This window comes from Endozoicomonas sp. ALB091, from assembly GCF_049310265.1.
Lineage (GTDB): Bacteria > Pseudomonadota > Gammaproteobacteria > Pseudomonadales > Endozoicomonadaceae > Endozoicomonas.
This window is the reverse complement of the sequence record NZ_JBLYNQ010000006.1, coordinates 881525-900657: the sequence shown is the minus strand read 5'-3', so window position 1 is coordinate 900657 and position 19133 is coordinate 881525. Positions and strand designations below refer to the sequence as shown.

The following is a 19133-nucleotide window of genomic DNA, read 5'->3' as shown; positions in this document are numbered from 1 at the left end:
AAGAAGAGGAAGTTTGTGCCATGCGTCATCGTAAGAGTGGCCGCAAGCTTAACCGGAACAGTTCTCATCGCAAAGCGATGTTCAAGAATATGGCTGCTTCCCTGGTTGAGCACGAAGTAATCAAGACAACACTGCCAAAAGCGAAAGAGCTGCGCCGTGTTGCTGAACCGCTGATCACCCTGGCTAAGGAAGACAGCGTTGCTAACCGTCGGCTGGCGTTCGATCGTCTCCGTAACAAGGCTGCGGTAGGCAAACTGTTCACTGATCTGGGTCCGCGTTTCAAAGAGCGTCCAGGCGGTTACATCCGTATCATCAAGTGCGGATTCCGTCATGGTGACAACGCGCCTATGGCTTATGTCGAGTTGCTGGACCGTCCTGCTGTTGCAGCAGTAGAGTCCGCTGACGAAGAATAAGTCAGAAAAAAGCCGGGTTATCCCGGCTTTTTTGTTTTCACCCTGCCATGAAGTTCTTTTACTGTTTCTCTGTGTGTCCTTAGCATCTTGCCCTTCATAATCAGTTAACCAACTGTCATCGAATATTTTCTATCCATTGGCCATTCTACTTCAGAAGATGAGTCGGGATGTTATAAACGCTAACCAACTGGTTAGTGATTTATATGAAAACAAATGGAAAATAAGGAGTATCTCGAATCTCTTTATGGAGCTTTGATTTGACTTTCTGTCAGGTTAATTAACAACGATAAAGAACTAATTAAACTTTTAATGATCAAATCTTCATAATCAAATTTTTAATTGCAGGAATGAGTTATGCATTACCCTCCATCCATTGCAACCAAGCCACCACTGCATCAGATGGACTCAGTCCGTGGCAAACAACGCAATGCCCCTGAGATTAAGTTCATTCGGCAATTGTCCCCCCGGGAAGCCAGAATGGCTGAAGAATTATATGGTCAGCTTAAAGCACATCATCACAGCAGTTCAGATCGCTCCTGTCATTGTTTAGTGAAGTCCGGTTATTTTGATCGACTGGTTGGCTTTAAAAGGGCTGGGGAGAAACCTTTCATTATCCAGGTTCACGATATAACCAATCCATATATAGGCAAAGGTGCTTTTGGAGAAGTCTATGAAAGTAGTCTTTTGGTCCGAAAGTCAGAGAAATGTTGGGGAGTTCCTCAAGGGCAGCAATATAACAGAATTATGAAGATCCAGAAAAACACTGAAGTTGCCAGGAGTGAAATGGACTTTCATTCGGTTCAGCCCGGATCGTTAGGTGCTGGAAAATTTAAAGATTACCAATATCTGGATCAACTACGCATTCCCGGAGAATGTTTGCAGAAGTATTTTGAAGATAAAAAATGGCCACTGAAAGACAGGTTTGACTGTGCTGTGGCTATGTTGATTTGTGCCAAGACTTTCGTGGCTGGGGGGTTAGTTCATCCCGATCTTAAACCGTCCAACATGATGTATGATGTAGTTAATAAAGAGATTTTTTTTATTGACAATGCCCATGTATTCGATCTTGAAAATCCATCAGCGCCCAAGCCCCAGAATCTAGTGGGGACACCGTTGTTTATTGAGCCTGACCAATACCGGAAATCAGAAATTACAGATAAGTCGATGGTGTTTTCCCTTGGAATTATTTTGTTGAATCTGTTTTCTGATAAACCTGATCGATATAAAGTTGCCGAGTCTCGGGTTTCTCAGGGCAAGGACTTAAAGCTAAATCTGGCGGAATTTCTTCCAAAACTCAGGATAGACAGTAATGATTTCGTCAAGCAGCTGTCCGGTTTCTTAACTCAGATGGTTTCTACAAGCAGCGCCTCTCGTCCCGACTTAGACGAGTGCCTGGGGAAAATGACCGCTTTTTCCAGTGGATACAAAATCATTGAAGAAGCTGCTAGTGAATTGAAGTTAGCCAAAAGTAGCGTTGAAAATTTGAAATATGAACTAACGATGTTAAAACAAAGCCAAAGGTTAGCTAAAAGAAGTGGGATAACAGAAGAGGAATTTAAACAACTAAAAGAAGAGGGAGCAGCAAAAGAATATAAAATGAATATGAAGTTGCAAGTGCAGCAGATTGCAATCGAAAAGATGGAAGAAGAGCAGAAGCAAAAATTGGAAAAGTTAATGCAGGTACAACAGCTGAAGTTGGAAAAACAGAAGCAAGAAACCGAATCGCTGGAAAAACAAACTGCTTATTATAAAGCTGCGGCAGAACGTGCGCAAAGTGATGTCGAGCAGACATCTCGTATACTGGCAGCGCAGAGAGCAGAAGTAGAAGAGATGGAAGGAGCCCTTTTTAGTCAAGAAAAAGAATTGAGGAGGTTGACAGAAAAGGTTGCCAAGGCAGAGGAGCAGAATCGGGAGGCGGATACAGCGCATAACGAGGCGGTGGCAGCGCGTATAGAGGCTGAGCAGGCGCTCACAGAGGCACAAAATAGAAATTCTCAATATGAACAAAAGCTGACAATAGCGAAAAATGATCAAAAGCGTGCAACGTCTAAATTGGAAGAATTTGAAGTCAATGAGAAAAAACTACTGGCTGAGAAAGCTTCTGAAGAGACGAAAGTAAAGGAACTTTCGAGTAAGCTGTCTAAAAATCTAAAGGCACCTTTGGATAGGTTGAAAAAGGTAGCAAGTAATCGGGATGATATAGATAAAGCTGATTTTTGTAGGATATTGCCTGGTATTATAGAAGCCCTGCCATCCAAGTCTGAGCAGATCAGATTACTGGAAGAGATTGGAGTATTTATTCTTTGGAATATTGGAGCCACCTATACCCATAAGTCCAATTTAAGGCCTTTTTCCTTATTATATCCCCGTCGGCAGTCTGATTTCACGAAGACTCAACGAATGCATTTGGAGGCAGTTTCATCCCAGGCTAAAGCGCTGGCAGAAAAAATGTTAAAAGGTAATGAAGAAAGTAAGCGGCTGGCGTGCAATTTTTTAAGCAAAGGTTTTGTTACACGTGTTCAGGTCACAGATGCTTTAACAGCAGACAGTGGCTGGGCTGAATCACTGCTGGCCTCCACTCCCGGAATTTCAAAATATCAATTTACGTCAGAAGATGTGGCAAAGTTTAAGAAATCTCACCTCTGTCATTATTTTCAAGATGGCAGGGAAGGTGACCCCGGTAAAAGCAAACAACTCGCAGCTTATATGGCGGATTTGGAAAACGTGGATGAAGTCAGTGCGGCAAGAAGTTTGCTGGCTATGCTTGCAGCTAAAGAACCTGTGGAAAATTTTACTGCTTTAGAGAATGAGTTTTTGTCTATTCTCACCAGACCGGACGCATATACCAGAGGGGCGCAGGACACTGTCACCTGGTTTGCTGAATATGTGTGTGAAAGTGTCGTTGGAGAGAAACTGATTCGTCAGGATATTGATTCGCCATCGGCAACCAAAATGAAGCATATTGCTTTGCTGCGATCTTCTTATGCTGAGGTTTTAAAGCCATTAATAGGGCAGAAACTGGATTCGCTGACCGTCCAAAAATTAGCGGAGAGTCGCCTGGTGAACTTTTCTCCCGTTCAATACCAGCATGAACTTCAAGGTTTTCAAAATGATCTGAAGTATAAAGTGACAGCACTTTTGGAGTCCGAGGAAAATATTGCAGTGTACAAGGATTACTTGCATAAAAAGTTCGCGGCAGATTTTTCTGTTTCATAGTGTCAGTTACCCGGCTCTGGCTGTGCTATTGCCACGTGCGCCAGCCTTTCGGGTTGAGTTTATCTCCCTGATTGGCACATTCTGAATGGAACCTAATAATAATTTTATGGTCAAACGGCGTTATTTATGAGTGCAGGGTATTATTCTGAAAGCTGCCGCATCAACCAGCGCCCACCCAAAGTCTGCTCGCTGGGTTGATCAACAAGCCAGTTCAAGCAGGCTTCCTTACCCTTCCATAAGTGCATTTTACGGTAAAAGTGTCTCAAACCTTAGTCCCCATAGAGTCACAGGCATCGCTCTGTATAACGGCAAGTGTGTTGAGGATGCTTTTTGGGAAAAAAAACCATTACAAGGACGTCAAGTCACTTCGGCTGATGTGCTTACAGCCTATGGAAATGATACATCCTCTATCAGAAGCGGCTTTTTCCTGCAAAAACTGTGCTTACAGAACATTTTGCATGGCAATAGAGTCGTTACCCCGATTCAGGTCATTGAAGAGTTCTCCCGACAGCCAGATCAAAATCATAAGTTCAAATTAGCGATAGCACGCTTCATGGCGGAATGTTGCCTGATGGGCCTGAACTTGAATGGTCATCCGGTCACTCCGGATTCGGTGGTCATGGCTTATCACGCCATCGGGGCAACACTGGAGCTGGCGCGCTTCAAGTCGGAGTGTTGCCTTAGGTATCTGCTGTTGAATGGCCGACAGGTTACACCGGATGAGGTGGTTAGGGATTACCCGGATAGTCCGGGAGGCAAACTGGGGATAGCCCGCTTTAAAACGGAATGTTGCCTGAAGTGCCTGCCGTTGAATGGTCGGCTGATCTCACCGGAGGAAGTGGTTAAGGATTACCCGGATAGTCCGGATGGCAGACTGGGTATAGCGCGCTTTATAGAAGAATGTTGTCTGAGGGGCTGGCTGCTGAATGGTCAGCAGGTGACACCGGATGAAGTGGTTAAGTATTTCCCGGATAGTCCGGTAGGCAAACTGGGTATAGTGCGCTTTAAAGCAGAATGTTGCCTGAACAGCCTGCCATTGCACGGCCAGCAGGTCACAGCGGATGAGGTGGTTAAGGAATATCAGGTGGTCGGGGCACCACTGTCGCTGGCACGCTTCAAAGCGGAATGTTGTCTGAGGAGCTTGCTATTGCATGGTCGGCAGGTGACACCGGAAACGGTGGTCAAGGATTATCAGGCCGCCGAAGCCCCGCTGGAGCTGGCACGCTTCAAAGCAGAATGTTGCCAGCGGGGGCTGCTGTTGAATGGCCAGCGGGTTACGCCGGATGCGGTGGTTAAGGATTATCAGGCCATTAACGCGACACTGCCGCTGGCACGCTTCAAAGCACAATGTTGCCTGCGGGGGCTGCCGTTGAATGGCCAACGGGTTCTACCGGATGCGGTGGCGAGGGATTATCGGGCCGTTAAAGCGACACTTGAGCTGGCGCACTTTAAGGAACAATGTTGCTTTAGAGGGAAGCTGTTGAATGGTCAGCAGGTTACACCGGATGAGGTGGTTAAGGAGTATCGGGCTGCCAGGGCAACACTGGGGCTTGCCCGTTTCAAAGCGGAATGTTGCCTGAGGGGTATGTTGCTGAATGGCAGACAGGTTACAACGGCTGCGGTGGTTAATGATTTTCCGGCAAGCCCGGAAGGCAAACTGGGCGCAGCGCGATTCAAAATGGAGTGTTGCCTGCGGGGCCTGGCGTTGAATGACCGACAGATCGAACCGGATATGGTGGTTAAGGATTTACCGAAGTGTTCGGACAGTAAACTGGCGATAGCGCACTTCAAAGCGCAGTGTTGCCTGAGGAGCATCTCACTGAATGGTCAGCAGGTCACACCGCATGAGGTGGTTAAGGGTTTTCAGGCAATCAGGGCAAAACTGGCGCTGGCATGTTTCAAAGCGGAATGTTGCCTGAAGGGCATGTTGCTCAATGGCCAGCAGGTCACAGCGGCTGAGGTGATCAAGGATTTTCCGGTGAGTCCGGAAGGCAAACTGGGGCTAGGGCGCTTCAAAGCGGAATGTTGCCTGAGGGGCTTGCCGTTAAAGGATCGGCCGGTGACACCGGATACGGTGGTTGAGGCGTTTCCGGACAGTCCGGAAGGCAAACTGGGGATTGTGCGTTTCAAAGCAGAATGCTGCTTCAGGGGCTTGTTGTTGAATGGTCAGCAGGTCAACCCGGATGAGGTGGCTAAAGACTATGTCCGTGGTGGTTGGCTGCTGGAAAGAGCTATTTTTTATTCCCAGCTGGCATTGAATGCAAGAATAGTGCATGGCTCCGATCTGGATAACCAGAGAGTATTGGCAGCGTTTAACACAGTGCCCGGGGATCATTCTTCAAGACAAACCAGGTTTCTGATTCAACGGCTGGAACAATTTCAGCCCTATGATGAAGCCAGCGAGGTTCAGGCTATTTTTCAAGAAGCCTGTCAAACCTTAAACAACTTATCGGTCAATGACGATGAGCAGCATCGAGTGCAATGTATCCTGAAATTCATGGCTTTGCAGCATGAGCTGCCAATGAATCATCAGAGCGTATCAGCACAACAGGTATTGCAATCCATCAATACACTGAGGCGCTCATTTCAGAATTTACGCCTGCATTTCTTCTTCCTGGCTCATTGCTACAGTAAGAGACTGCCTATTGATGGACGACAAATCCATAAGGATCAGGTGCTGGAGTGCCTTAATAGTTTCCCTGAAGGAAGTAAGCAGCGCCATGCGTTGGGCTGCTGGTTTGAACAATACAGCACCAAAGCCAGGATACTTGATCAGCGGCTGTTTCAACCGGTTATCCCCGTAAGTGATATTGACAACTCTGGCCGGGTAGCAAAACCGTTAGAGGTATCCAATGGCAATCTCGGCCAGGAAGACCTTTCCCCTCCTCAGGTTAGGGAGTTCAGGAATGCACCAGATAATGCATCGGTTGCTCAGGCATTATTTTCCACCCTTGTGGCTCAAACCCGGAAGCAATGGCCAAAAACAGGGGCACCGGGTTTCCCGGACAAGCAAGCTCAGCGGTTAGATGCGCTGACACTAAAAGCACTGGAAATTATTCAGGACATCAATCGCTCTTATGCCAATCCCCCCATTCTGATTACCGGTTCATACGCCCGTTTTTTGCAGAACCTCTGCCCGGCATTTAATGATATTGACATTATCTGTACGACAGAAAAATCGGCCACCATACTCTTTGAGAAGTTGCAGGCACTGAACACCGATGAGGATTCAGAAATCACACAAAACATTACCTTCAGGCCGGTCCCGGGCTGTCAGGCGATTAAATTGCCACAGGCCTGCAATATTGATCTTAGATACGGTGATTTGGGTATCAAAACGATGGGGCTGCAAGTCAGTGTGGACTCCAGAGTCATTGATACGAATGGAGCACGACTGGCCGTTCACGTTCCTGGTGTTGAAAGGCCGGTATGGTGTTTGTCGTTTACTGAAGAAACCCGATTATTGAACGATGCGCTGGCATACCTTGTTGATAACCTTGATCCGCTGACAAGAAAATTGCAAAGAGGGGTTGTATTTGACATACCTCGAACCCTTCTTTTTAACAAGCCCCAAAATGCCCATGAGCGCATTTATGGCTTGCTGATACGCTCACTGCTTACCCTGAATAAAGGCCGGCAGTTTATCGCCCTGCACTGTGAGGAAGAACCCGAAACATCAAACTGCCGGACTGACCGGCTTCAACAGGAACAACATCGCCTTCATGTACTGACTGGGAATCTTCAAATAAAATTGGCCAGCCATGTGTGCCGTGATGATTTTGAGCGCAGGGTTAACGGCTGGCTGGCGACAGCTCAGCTCGTCAATGATTACCAGGTCAAGAGGAAGGATTTTGTCAAAGAGCTGCTGACGATGATGAATCCTGAATAATACCAATTCCACCTTCTAAATATGATAACGAGCAAGTCATTTTGGACCGCTGGGCAAGGCGGAATGACGAGTAATAGCAGGGCTATTGCGAGGAATTCCAACGAAGATCCAGCGGTTCAAAATGGCTGCGCAGTTCATATTTAGAAGGTGGAGTTGGTATCAGATCCGGTAGACTCGACGCATTGAACATGAACATCGGTAACAAGTTCAATTGCGGTATCCCCGAAAAATGATGCTTGCTGATAACCTGTGAAAAATTAAGGAGAAATGCTATGGGTCTGTTTGATGCCTTACTGGGCAATGCAGGTGAGATGAGCAATACGGAAGCAATGGAGGATCTGGCAACCATTCTTAATCCGTCGGAGTCCATAGAGCTGGCCTATAAGCTGGTGCGGGATATGGTGGTTTTGACCAATCACCGGTTGATTTTGATCGACAAGCAGGGGCTTACCGGACGCAAGGTTGAATATCGCTCAATACCTTATAAGTCGATCACTATGTTTACTGTTGAGTCTGTAGGCCATTTTGATCTGGATGCTGAACTGAAACTATGGATTTCCGGCCAGCCAGAGTCAATGCAGATGGAATTTAACAGCAAAACCAATATTTATAAGCTTCAGGCACTCCTGGCGGCAAAAGTGGCAGGGCAGTAATTGCTTGCCAGCCAGTCGTTGATAAAGGCCACCATCGTGGCCTGTTCGGTTTAGCCCTGGACTCTCAGCAGGTTTGAGAGTGCCGGATTGGGTTTGTCGGCGGCTTTGAAAATCAGTGCGATTTTGCCAATGGTTTGAATGAGATCAGAGTTTGTGGCGCTGATCAGTTCGCTGACCAGTTGCTGGCGGGTTTCCCGGTCGCCAATGGCGAATTTCACCTTGATCAGTTCATGGTCATTCAGTGCGCGTAATGTTTCTTCAACCACGCCATCTGTCAGCCCCTTGTCTGCCACAATGACGACAGGGTTCAGGTTGTGGCCGATGGTACGGAAATGCTTCTTTTTGGCTGCATTCAAGCTCATGTTTGCTATTCCTGATAATTTCTTTAATAACGAATCGTCATACACGATATCTGATGATGGGTATGACCGTATTTTTCCAGAGAAGTTTTCGTTAATGCAGGTTGGGGACAGAAAAGTACTGTTCATGGAGCGCTTAACGGTCATTGACTGGGTGTCGAAGAGAGCGAATTAATGTCCAGCGCCGTGGACTGCGGAATGGGTCTCAGGCTGGCAGCATTTAAGTCACTCGACAGCATATGCAAGCTTCTGGTGGCGCATGCTATCGCTTTCTGGCTGCTGAGGGAAGTGTGCCTGCTGTTCGAGGCTGCCCGTATAAGTGGTGACCTGTCTCTTCGGCAGTGGTTGAACAATACGTATTATGCTGATGGTGTTACAGCGGTTAGTGATTACTGACTCCACAATAATAAACATTCCAAAGCGTTTGATCAGCACAAGTGTGTGGAAAGTGTTGGCTTGTGGTGCGTAATAACCCCTAATCATCCGCTTAATCTTTTATTGTCTTCTGCTGTCACAGCCATGCTGTATAAGATATTATCACCATGACTTTTACTTTAAGTAGTTAACCAAATGAAATCGTATTTTCTGACTAAGTGGGCAGTCACTCCCGGCAACTGCTCCTGCGTTGCTCTAGCTCCTGCATCCATGCAGTCGTGCGGCGTTACAACTACGGTCACATAGCTACGGCTATGCTCCCTACGTTGTGCCTTGCATAGTAACTGCCCACTTAGCCAGAAATATACGATTCCATTTGGCCAACTACTTACCGGCTGATGGAAATCTCAGCTTTTGTCAGGTGTAAACTTTTACCCCTTTCAGTTTTCGGTTTGATGTTGCTCAAATATTTTTCAGGCAACGTCTAGGAGCCTGTCCGAGAATAGACTGCCCTACTGCGGTGGCAGCAAATTGGTCTAAAAATTCCGTTTTGTTCGGCAAATAGCCCCGCTATTCACCTCACAAAACGGAATTTTTATCCTCAATTTTCTGCCATCCTCGCTACGGGGTCGCCTAGACGGGCGCTATTCTCGGACAGGCTCCCAAGCTTAATTTACAGGCAGTTTGCAAAAAGATTATGGCGAGATCCAAAAGTAGTGGTCGCTGGTTAAAAGAGCACTTTGATGACCACTATGTAAAGCAGTCGCAAAAAGATGGCTGGCGATCCAGGGCCAGTTATAAACTTCTGGAAATTCAGGAGAAGGATAAACTCTTTCGCCCGGGTATCCGGGTGGTTGATCTGGGTGCGGCACCCGGTGGCTGGTCTCAGGTAGCGGTTGAGCTGGTGGGTGATCAGGGGCGGGTGGTTGCTTCTGATATTTTGCCAATGGATCCTATCGCCGGGGTTGACTTTGTTCAGGGTGACTTCACAGAAGACACGGTGCTGGAACAAATACTGGAAACCATCGGTTCGGACCGGGTAGACCTTGTAATTTCCGATATGGCCCCCAATATGAGTGGAGCACTCTCTGTTGATCAGCCCAATGCCATGTACCTTGTGGAACTGGCACTGGATCTGTCCAGGCAGGTGTTGCGTACAGGAGGTGTGTTTCTGGTTAAGGTGTTTCAGGGTGAAGGCTTTGATGCCTATCTGAAAGATATGAAAACCAGCTTTGACAAAGTGCAGACCCGCAAGCCAACGGCTTCCAGGGCGCGCTCAAGAGAAGTATATCTGCTGGCCTCTGGCTTCAGGGGATAATACCGGGCGTTGAATAATAGGATGCATTAATCAGCATGATAGAAGACAATCACTGTCACACCGTCCGCTGATCGTGTATCGTTGCAGATAAGCATTAATACATAATCACAGCGAGCCAGGGGAACGTGCTCAATATAAACGATTACCTGAGGCTTAAGTACGCTCAAGAGAGGTTAGCCCCTTGAATGATATGGCAAAAAATTTGATTCTCTGGGTCATAATCGCCTTGGTGCTATTGACCGTCTTTAAAAACTTTGATGGCATGCAGTCGTCTACCCAGAAGGTTGCCTATTCTGACTTCATCAGCATGGTAGAAAATCGCCAGGTCAGTAAGGTTGTCATTGATGGTTTTACCATCACCGGCATGTTAAACAACAGTGAACGTTTTGAAACCAATCTGCCGCCCACGGTGCCAGACAACAAACTGATGGATGAACTCCTGCTGGGCAAGGTACAGGTTGAGTCCAAGCCTATTGAAAAGCAGAGTATCTGGACACAGCTATTGGTGGCCAGCTTCCCGATTCTGGTGATTCTTGCGGTATTCATGTTCTTCATGCGTCAGATGCAGGGCGGCGGCGGAGGCCGGGGTGGCCCGATGAGCTTTGGCAAAAGCAAGGCCCGCCTGCTGTCTGAAGATCAGATCAAAACCACGTTTGCCGATGTAGCCGGTGTTGAAGAAGCCAAGGAAGATGTTCAGGAGCTGGTAGACTTCCTGAAGGATCCCGGTAAATTCCAGCGTCTGGGTGGTCGTATTCCCCGGGGCGTTCTGATGGTGGGTCCTCCGGGTACCGGTAAAACCCTGATTGCCAAAGCGATTGCCGGTGAGGCCAAGGTTCCGTTCTTTACCATCTCCGGTTCTGACTTTGTTGAGATGTTTGTAGGTGTTGGTGCCTCCCGTGTCCGTGACATGTTTGAGCAGGCCAAGAAGCAGGCACCGTGCATCATCTTTATTGACGAGATTGATGCGGTCGGTCGTCACCGTGGTGCCGGTATGGGCGGTGGTCACGATGAACGTGAACAGACCCTTAACCAGCTGCTGGTTGAGATGGACGGTTTTGAAGCGAACGACGGTATTATTGTAATTGCTGCTACCAACCGTCCTGATGTCCTTGACCCTGCGTTATTGCGCCCTGGTCGTTTTGACCGTCAGGTGGTGGTTGGCTTGCCGGATATCCGTGGTCGTGAGCAGATCCTTAAAGTGCATATGCGCAAGGTTCCGGTTTCTGACAATGTGCAGCCTTCGGTTATTGCACGTGGTACTCCGGGATTCTCCGGTGCCGACCTGGCCAACCTGGTTAATGAGGCGGCGCTCTTTGCAGCACGGGCTAACCAACGTACGGTGGGTCAGAAAGAGTTTGATCTGGCGAAAGACAAAATCATGATGGGCGCTGAGCGCAAGTCCATGGTCATGAGTGATAAGGAAAAGAGCAATACGGCTTATCATGAAGCCGGTCATGCCATCGTTGGTCGATTGGTTCCGGACCATGATCCAGTCTACAAAGTGAGTATTATTCCGCGAGGTCGGGCGCTTGGGGTGACCATGTTCCTGCCTGAAGAGGACCGCTACAGCCAGAGCCGCCAGGCACTACTGAGCCAGATATGCTCACTGTTTGGTGGCCGTATCGCCGAAGAAATGACGTTGGGCAAAGATGGGGTTACAACCGGTGCCTCCAATGATATCCAGCGTGCTACCCAGATTGCCAGAAGCATGGTGACCAAGTGGGGCCTTTCTGAAAAGCTCGGTCCACTGCTCTACGATGAGGATGAGGGTGAGGTTTTCCTGGGTAAAAACTACGGTAGCGGTGGTTCCAGGATGAACGTTTCCGGTGAAACGGCGAAGATCATTGATGAGGAAGTTCGTCGGGTTGTTGATGAATGTTACTCCCGCGCCAACCAGATTCTCGTCGATAACCGCGACAAGCTGGATCAAATGGCTGAGGCGCTGATTCAGTACGAAACCATTGATAGTGATCAGATTGATGACATCATGGCTGGCCGTGAAGTTCGCCCTCCCAAGGATTCTGGTGATAACGATGACAGCGGTGTAAAGACTGCTGCTGATGAGTCTGAAGTAAAGGCGGAAGATGGTGATAAAAAAGATTCAGGTGGTTCGATTGGTGGCCCAGCTGGGGAGCACTGATCGTCAGTCAGGTCTATGATGATGAAGGGCAGGTTTATCCTGCCCTTTTTTGTATCTGCCAATTTGTCGATGAATCATGGTTATCGGTTTTTTGGCCACGGTTGGTAAGTAGTTGGCCAAATGGAATCGTATATTTCTGGCTAAGTGGGCAGTTGCTATGCAAGGCGCAACGTAGGGAGCATAGCCGTAGCTATGTGACCGGAGTTGCAACGCCGCACGACTGCATGGATGCAGGAGATAGAGCAACGCAGGAGCAGTTGCCGGGAGTGACTGACAACTTAGTCAGAAATATATGATTTCATTTGGTTAACTACTTATACCCGCTCAGGGGGAGTGATTGGTCAGGGTGGCCATCAGAAAAAATGACTGAACGGGATCTGAGGAGTATTCATGAGCAACGAATTCAAGTTGAACTGTGCAGGGAAAATGCTGGATCTGAACAGGCCCAGGGTGATGGGGGTTTTGAACGTTACACCGGACTCTTTTTATCAAGGGAGCCGCTGTGCTGATAACTGGCTGAATGTTGCCGAGCAGATGATCAAGGACGGGGCGGATATTCTGGATATTGGTGGCGAGTCGACACGCCCCGGTGCTTCCGGTGCGCCAGCCCAGGAGCAGGAGTTAGAGCGGGTTCTGCCAGTTATTGAAGGTTTGGCGTCGCGCTTCAACGTCATTATTTCCATTGATACCAGCTCTCTTCTGGTGATGAAAGAGGCGGTAAAAGCGGGCGCGGGGATTATTAATGATGTCCGGGCGTTGCACCGTGAGGGGGCGTTGGAAGCAGCAGCGGAAACGACAGTTCCCATTATTCTGATGCACTCTCTTGTTGATCAACCTGAGCCCGGGGTTGTACCGGTCTATGGTGATGTGGTTAAAGAGGTCAGCCAGTATTTGATGGCTTGTGTGGAGCGCTGCGAGAAGGCCGGAATTGCCAGGGAGCGCTTGATACTGGACCCGGGCTTTGGGGGCGGTATGTTTGGTAAAACGCCAGTGTACGATCTTGAAATGCTGAAGGGTTTTCGCCGCTTCCATGAAGCGGGTCTGCCGGTATTGGCGGGTATGTCCAGAAAGTCGTTTATTGGGGCAACCCTGGATCGGGATACCGAAGACCGGCTTCCGGGCAGTTTGGCAGCAGCTGCGCTGGCGGCACAGGCAGGTGCTCATATCATCCGTGTGCATGATGTCAGGGAAACGGTTGACGTCCTGCGTTTGCTTCAGGCCGTTGACGAAGCTTAACGTTTTCATTTCAAAAAATAATGATGCCTGCCAGTCTGGAGATCGAGCTTCCGCAGTGGTGGGTAGTCTTCACTGTCATTAAGTCATCAATGTCGCCTATTCCTTAAACCCTCTTCGTTTCAAGATAACCTGATGGTACTGGTGGTTCACTTGAATGAGTGAGATGATTACCAGATATTGCTTTCAGAAATTCTTGGTAAACGGCTATGGCTCGAAAATATTTTGGTACCGACGGAATTCGAGGGAAGGTGGGTGACTTTCCAATTACTCCGGATTTTGTCCTGAAGCTGGGCTGGGCAGCGGGTCGTGTGCTGGCGGAACAGGGTGAAGGGAAAGTCATTATTGGCAAGGACACCCGAATCTCCGGGTATATGTTTGAGTCCGCGCTTGAGGCCGGTCTGTCTGCCGCCGGTATCGATGTTGTCCTGACCGGGCCAATGCCGACCCCTGCCATTGCCTATCTGACCCGAACCTTTAATGGGCAGGCGGGTATTGTTATCAGCGCCTCCCATAACCCGTTTTACGACAATGGTATAAAGTTTTTTGCAGGCGACGGCACCAAGCTATCCGATGAGGTTGAGCTGAAGATTGAAGCATTGCTTGAGTCAGAGATTGAGGTAGTGGATTCCCAGAGTCTGGGTAAAGTGACTCGGATGAATGATGCTGCAGGCCGGTACATTGAGTACTGCAAGGGCAGCACTTCCCAGCAGCTGGATCTGCGTGGCATGAAAATTGTGATTGATGCCGGCCACGGTGCAACCTATCAGGTTGGTCCTGCGGTCTTTCGAGAGCTGGGTGCGGAAGTGATACCGATGTGCATCCATCCGGATGGTGTCAACATTAACGAGAACGCAGGCGCTACCAGCCCGGAAGGCATGGCTGCCAGAGTCAGGGAAACCGGTGCGGATCTGGGAATTGCCTTGGACGGTGATGGTGACCGGGTCATTATGGTGGATGATCAGGGTGAGGTCGTCGATGGCGACCAGCTGCTGTTTATTATTGCCATGGATCGCCATTCCAGGGGGATCTTGAAGGGTGGTGTCGTGGGCACGTTGATGACCAACCTGGGAATGGAGAAAGCATTGGAAGCTGCCGGCATTCCCTTTGCCAGGGCCAATGTCGGTGACCGTTATGTCAATGAACTGCTGATAGCCAATGACTGGCAGCTCGGCGGTGAGTCTTCAGGCCATATTATCTGTCGTGATGCATCGACCACGGGTGATGGCATTGTCTCGGCCTTGAAAGTGTTAAAAGCCATGCAGGCAGCAGGTAAGTCACTGTCTGAAATGGTGGCTGCGATCACTCTTTATCCACAAGTTATGATCAATGTCCGGGTGCAGAATAAGCGGGACACCGACACCATTGCGGGTATTGTTGAGGCGGTAAAAAAAGCAGAAGAAGAGATGGCTGGAAAAGGTCGCGTTCTTCTGAGAGCTTCAGGAACTGAGCCAGTCATTCGGGTGATGGTAGAAGGTGAAGACGGCGTTCAGGTAAAGGCTCAGGCGGAAAAGCTGGCAAAAGTGGTTGAACAGGAAATGTGCTGAATGTCACCCGGTGCAGGTATCGGCTTGCACCGGAGCTGTGTTGCCTTGATTTCAATAGCTTCGCAGGGCTTGACTTATTGTATGTTGGTGTCTTTCGGGTTAGTATTCCGGCCTCGCGATCAAAGAGGTAAGCGGTATGCGTCAGCCACTGGTAGCCGGAAACTGGAAGATGAATGGTTCTTCTGACAGTATCCGTGAGCTTGTTGATGGAATCCTTTCGGGACTTGAAACCAAGGCTGAGGTGCTCGTTTTTCCACCTAGCGTATACGTTCAGCAGGTACGCGACTTGCTGAAGGGTTCTGCGGTTAAATTTGGTGTGCAAAATGCCTCTGATAACCTGTCAGGAGCCTACACGGGTGAAATCTCTCCTCTGATGGCCAAAGACCTTGGCTGTGAATATGTACTTATTGGTCACTCTGAGCGTCGTTCCCTCTATGGCGAAACCGATGCCGATGTGGCTGCAAAATTCTGTGCTCTGGTTGATCAGGGTCTGGTACCAGTCCTTTGTGTTGGTGAGACTCTGTCTGAGCGCGAAGCTGGTGACACTATGAAAGTAGTGGCTCATCAGATCAATACTGTGCTTCGGGCTGCTGGTCCGGAGCGTCTGGCTAATTATGTAATTGCCTATGAACCAGTTTGGGCTATTGGAACCGGTCTGACTGCAACCCCTGAACAGGCGCAGGAAGTTCATGCTGAAATTCGTGCGCTGCTGGCAGAAAACGATCCGTCCATGGCGGACAGAACCCGTGTTCTGTATGGTGGAAGCATGAAGGCTGACAACGCGGCAGAACTGATGAGCCAGCCTGATGTTGATGGTGGTCTGATCGGTGGTGCTTCGCTGGTAGCTGCTGATTTCAAGGTGATTTGTCACGCTGCGGGATAGTAATGGAAACCATTATTCTTCTTGTGCACGTGCTGGTAGCTGTTGGCGTGATCGCTATGATCATGCTGCAGCAGGGCAAAGGTGCAGAAACAGGAGCCAGTTTTGGCTCGGGGGCTTCACAAACGGTGTTTGGAAGCCAGGGCTCAGCGAACTTTCTGAGCCGTACAACCGCTATTCTGGCAACGATCTTTTTCGTCACCAGTATCGGTCTGGCGATGATGGCCAGGCAGAAAGCTGATAGTGTTGCTGATGCTGGTTTACCATCTGTTCAGATTGAACAGAGTGTGCCGGTCAATGATGCGCCTTTTTCGGTTGATTCATTAGAAAACACTATCGAAAGCGATGCGCCTGTGTTAGAGTCTCAGCCCGTTGAGAGCAGCGGCTCCAGCAGCTCTGAAAACCCTCAGTAAGATTTAAAATCTTATTGATTTATAAAGAGTTTTCAGAAATAATTTTGCTGTCGCCGAGAGCGACAGTTAAGGCCGAAGTGGTGGAATTGGTAGACACGCTGTCTTGAGGGGGCAGTGCCCGTATGGGCGTACGAGTTCGAGTCTCGTCTTCGGCACCAATAGAATCAAGGGTTTACGGGGATTTAGGAATAGACTAATATGGTCGTTTATCAAAAAAATTCCCAAAAAAAAGCGGCCAAAAATAGCCTCTTAATAGTATTTTGGTTCATGACTATTGTTTGACAATAGTCGCATAAAAAAAAGGCCTGAGATGGCCTTTTTTTGTACCTTCGTTTTCTTCATCTCGTTCCTTTGACTTCCTGTGTTTTACGGATGTAAACCTTCTTGGCTTCCAGGGTTTGTGTCCGGATACCAGTCCTTCATGATCCGATACTCCTTTTGCTTTCAGGTCATGGAAGTGCCACTTTCCTGCAATCAACTTTTCTTTGGCGGCGCTATTAATCAGATTCTGCCACTGGGTGTCCAGCGTGTTCTTGACCATTTTTTTCCCCGGCTCCATCTGGACACCCTTTTGAGCTTTGACGTTAGGTGCACCAAAGACGTACTCGAACTTTTCCCCCTGGTTAAATTCATCCAGCATGGCCAGTGCTTTTTTCAGCCGTGGTGTCCAGAGCGTGATTTCATCCAGTGAGCCTTTTGCCCTTCCGGGTGTAAGCTCTCAAAAACTGCTGGTGGAAGCTACCGGTGTCTTCAGCCACTGGCTGGGCATCGGCATCGGTGACCCTTACGACCCGGAGCCTGAAACCACCAAAGAGCCACTGGCCCACCCAGCCATGTTGACTCACGTCACTGTGGTACCATCGGAAGGGGATTGATATTATGAAGTGGCGGCTCGAGTGCCGGATGTTTTTGCCAGCCAGCAATACAAGTTCCGGGGTAAGAAACTCTACGAGTATTACTATGTGACGGAAACTCTACGAGTATTACTATGTGACGGAAACCGTCGAGTGCTTTACCGGTTTCACCCTGTTGGTGGTAGAACGGGAGTTACGACCAGGGCCTGGTATGTTTCTGGCCCTGCGTGAAGAGAATGGTAAAAAACAGTTGTGCAGCTTTCTGATCAGTTATAAAGGTCTGGCCAGACCAATACCCGTACGCCGGATATGCAGACCATTGGCCGGGTGCGAATTATGGATTACTGGGAATTGGAAACAAAACGATAGGATGACAGGCAGCTGATGGAAGTAGTTGAATCCGGTTTTACGCCTGAAAAAACAGTCGCAGAAGCATCCCCGAAGCCCAGATTGCTGGTGCTTCAGGATCTTCAGCAAATGGACTGGAAACGGTTTGAGGAGCTGTCTCAGAGATATTTCCAAAAGAAGGGATATAACGCCCGTCTGACTGGTTCCGGTGCGGACGGGGGTGTTGATGTTATTCTGGAAAAAACGACACAGGAAGGAAGATCCGTTAAGGTTTACGTTCAGTGCAAAGCCTGGTCATACCAGAGGATAGGGGTTAAGGCGGTTCGTGAACTGTATGGGGTGATGGCTGCTGACGGCGTTCCGGTGGGCGTGTTTATCACCGCCAGTGATTTTACCGAAGATGCACAGGCCTTTGCCAAAGGTAAAAAGCTGCAACTGATTTCTGGCAACAGGCTTCTGACACTGATCAGCCAGTTGCCGGAAGTGCAGCAGAAAGAGCTGGCAACGGATAGCCTGTCTGGTGATTACGGGACTCCAACCTGCCCGCAATGTGATATCAAGATGGTGCTCAGAACTGTCTCAAAGGGAAAGAATAAGGGCAATCAATTCTGGGGCTGCAGAAACTTTCCGGGCTGTCATCAAAAGCTGTATTTGAAAAGGGATGAGAAGAACAGCAGCGTTTCATTAACCAGTGTTTTAGGTATTCCGCCAAAAGTAACAGGTGACTCTGTTGTCATTAACCGTCGTCGTGTTTCTGACCCTTCGAATGCTTATGACAGTGAGCCAATGGTTGCCAGAAAAACACGACGACCGAAGGTTTCCGGTAAGACCTCAAACGGGAATAGCCACAAACCATTGCTGATCAGTGGTGTTTTTGTATTTGTGGTTATGGCGTTGGTGATCAAGGGAATCTCAGCCGTATTGGCGTTCCTGTCAGAGTCCACCAATAGCCATGGGGCGAAAGTCCATCAGCAGGCACAACAGACCTATTTGGAAAAGGGAAACAGGCCAGAATCGTTATTTGTGGAAAATACAAACCGGACTTCTGAACCGATAAACCCGCCTGTTCAGCAATTATCGACTGCCTATGACCAGCAAGTGGCGATGATGGAGCAACAGGCTGTCCTGGCCAGTGATCAGAAAATACTACTTGAGATACAGGCCAACCGGGAGCAGGAACAAGCCAGGGCGAATGCCTGGAAAGCCTGGTATCAAATGCCCCGGGGTTGTGATGACTGGCTCTCTGAAGAACATATGATTGAATGCATTAACCAAAAGATGAGAGCCAAAAGGGAATTTGAACAGCTTTGGGCGGAAGGTAAGATCTAATCTCTCAAATCTCCGGAACCAATCGCCCCGCCTCCGCATACTGGTATTTTTTCTCCAGTATCTTCACCCCCCAATCATGATATGGTCCCGACTAAGAGCATCCTCTGGGTCTCAGGACAGGTTGCCAGCCAACCTTACTGTGCCAGCACCTTCTTCAATTTTGCTC

The 19133-nt window shown here is 48.7% G+C and carries 15 protein-coding genes and 1 tRNA gene; 14 read left to right on the top strand and 2 right to left on the bottom strand.

Going from position 1 to position 19133, the window contains the following annotated elements; genetic code table 11:
• Nucleotides 1–20 precede the first annotated feature (20 nt).
• The 4 genes from rplQ (at nucleotide 21) to ACO6UX_RS10855 (ending at nucleotide 8171) form a co-directional block, all read left to right on the top strand.
• Nucleotides 21–413 (top strand): 50S ribosomal protein L17, encoded by a 393-nt coding sequence (gene rplQ / locus ACO6UX_RS10870; protein ID WP_101746623.1) that lies wholly within the window; start codon nucleotides 21–23, stop codon nucleotides 411–413.
• A gap of 354 nt (nucleotides 414–767) precedes the next feature.
• Complete coding sequence (locus ACO6UX_RS10865; RefSeq protein ID WP_422447478.1) at nucleotides 768–3629, top strand: protein kinase domain-containing protein; 2862 nt, start codon at nucleotides 768–770, stop codon at nucleotides 3627–3629.
• A gap of 130 nt (nucleotides 3630–3759) precedes the next feature.
• A complete protein-coding gene (locus ACO6UX_RS10860) occupies nucleotides 3760–7518 on the top strand; it encodes a hypothetical protein (RefSeq protein WP_422447476.1) in 3759 nt (1252 codons plus the stop codon).
• Between the two features lie 272 nt (nucleotides 7519–7790).
• Nucleotides 7791–8171 (top strand): PH domain-containing protein, encoded by a 381-nt coding sequence (locus ACO6UX_RS10855; RefSeq protein WP_422447474.1) that lies wholly within the window; start codon nucleotides 7791–7793, stop codon nucleotides 8169–8171.
• A 50-nt stretch (nucleotides 8172–8221) separates the two neighbouring features.
• Here ACO6UX_RS10855 and ACO6UX_RS10850 read toward each other — a convergent pair whose 3' ends face one another.
• A complete protein-coding gene (locus tag ACO6UX_RS10850; RefSeq protein ID WP_101746619.1) occupies nucleotides 8222–8533 on the bottom strand; it encodes a YhbY family RNA-binding protein in 312 nt (103 codons plus the stop codon).
• Nucleotides 8534–8704: 171 nt separating this feature from the next.
• Here ACO6UX_RS10850 and ACO6UX_RS10845 point away from each other — a divergent pair, with 171 nt between their 5' ends.
• The 8 genes from ACO6UX_RS10845 to ACO6UX_RS10810 all read left to right on the top strand — a co-directional run bounded on the left by ACO6UX_RS10845 (nucleotide 8705) and on the right by ACO6UX_RS10810 (nucleotide 16594).
• Nucleotides 8705–8926 carry a hypothetical protein gene (locus ACO6UX_RS10845; RefSeq protein WP_422447471.1) on the top strand — a complete coding sequence of 74 codons (222 nt, stop codon included), beginning with the start codon at nucleotides 8705–8707 and terminating at the stop codon, nucleotides 8924–8926.
• A gap of 676 nt (nucleotides 8927–9602) precedes the next feature.
• Nucleotides 9603–10223, top strand: coding sequence for a 23S rRNA (uridine(2552)-2'-O)-methyltransferase RlmE (gene rlmE, locus ACO6UX_RS10840; RefSeq protein WP_422447469.1), 621 nt, complete (start codon nucleotides 9603–9605; stop codon nucleotides 10221–10223).
• 190 nt (nucleotides 10224–10413) lie between these two features.
• The gene (gene ftsH, locus ACO6UX_RS10835; protein WP_422447935.1) at nucleotides 10414–12363 is read left to right on the top strand and encodes an ATP-dependent zinc metalloprotease FtsH; all 1950 of its coding nucleotides are present in this window, start codon (nucleotides 10414–10416) and stop codon (nucleotides 12361–12363) included.
• A 390-nt stretch (nucleotides 12364–12753) separates the two neighbouring features.
• Entirely contained in the window at nucleotides 12754–13599 is an 846-nt protein-coding gene (gene folP / locus ACO6UX_RS10830) for a dihydropteroate synthase (protein ID WP_422447467.1), read from the top strand.
• 206 nt (nucleotides 13600–13805) lie between these two features.
• Nucleotides 13806–15143: a phosphoglucosamine mutase gene (gene glmM / locus ACO6UX_RS10825; RefSeq protein ID WP_422447465.1), complete on the top strand. Its 1338-nt coding sequence runs from the start codon at nucleotides 13806–13808 to the stop codon at nucleotides 15141–15143.
• A gap of 136 nt (nucleotides 15144–15279) precedes the next feature.
• Nucleotides 15280–16026 carry a triose-phosphate isomerase gene (gene tpiA / locus ACO6UX_RS10820; protein WP_422447463.1) on the top strand — a complete coding sequence of 249 codons (747 nt, stop codon included), beginning with the start codon at nucleotides 15280–15282 and terminating at the stop codon, nucleotides 16024–16026.
• Between the two features lie 2 nt (nucleotides 16027–16028).
• Nucleotides 16029–16436: a preprotein translocase subunit SecG gene (gene secG / locus ACO6UX_RS10815; RefSeq protein WP_209201916.1), complete on the top strand. Its 408-nt coding sequence runs from the start codon at nucleotides 16029–16031 to the stop codon at nucleotides 16434–16436.
• A gap of 71 nt (nucleotides 16437–16507) precedes the next feature.
• Nucleotides 16508–16594 (top strand) — tRNA-Leu (locus tag ACO6UX_RS10810).
• Nucleotides 16595–16707: 113 nt separating this feature from the next.
• Here ACO6UX_RS10810 and ACO6UX_RS10805 read toward each other — a convergent pair.
• Nucleotides 16708–17076 carry a hypothetical protein gene (locus ACO6UX_RS10805; protein ID WP_422447461.1) on the bottom strand — a complete coding sequence of 123 codons (369 nt, stop codon included), beginning with the start codon at nucleotides 17074–17076 and terminating at the stop codon, nucleotides 16708–16710.
• A 34-nt stretch (nucleotides 17077–17110) separates the two neighbouring features.
• Between ACO6UX_RS10805 and ACO6UX_RS10800 the strand changes: the two genes are divergently transcribed.
• Both ACO6UX_RS10800 and ACO6UX_RS10795 read left to right on the top strand, forming a co-directional pair.
• Nucleotides 17111–17311: a hypothetical protein gene (locus ACO6UX_RS10800; RefSeq protein WP_422447459.1), complete on the top strand. Its 201-nt coding sequence runs from the start codon at nucleotides 17111–17113 to the stop codon at nucleotides 17309–17311.
• Nucleotides 17312–17674: 363 nt separating this feature from the next.
• The gene (locus tag ACO6UX_RS10795; RefSeq protein WP_422447457.1) at nucleotides 17675–18967 is read left to right on the top strand and encodes a restriction endonuclease; all 1293 of its coding nucleotides are present in this window, start codon (nucleotides 17675–17677) and stop codon (nucleotides 18965–18967) included.
• The last annotated feature ends 166 nt before the right edge of the window (nucleotides 18968–19133 follow it).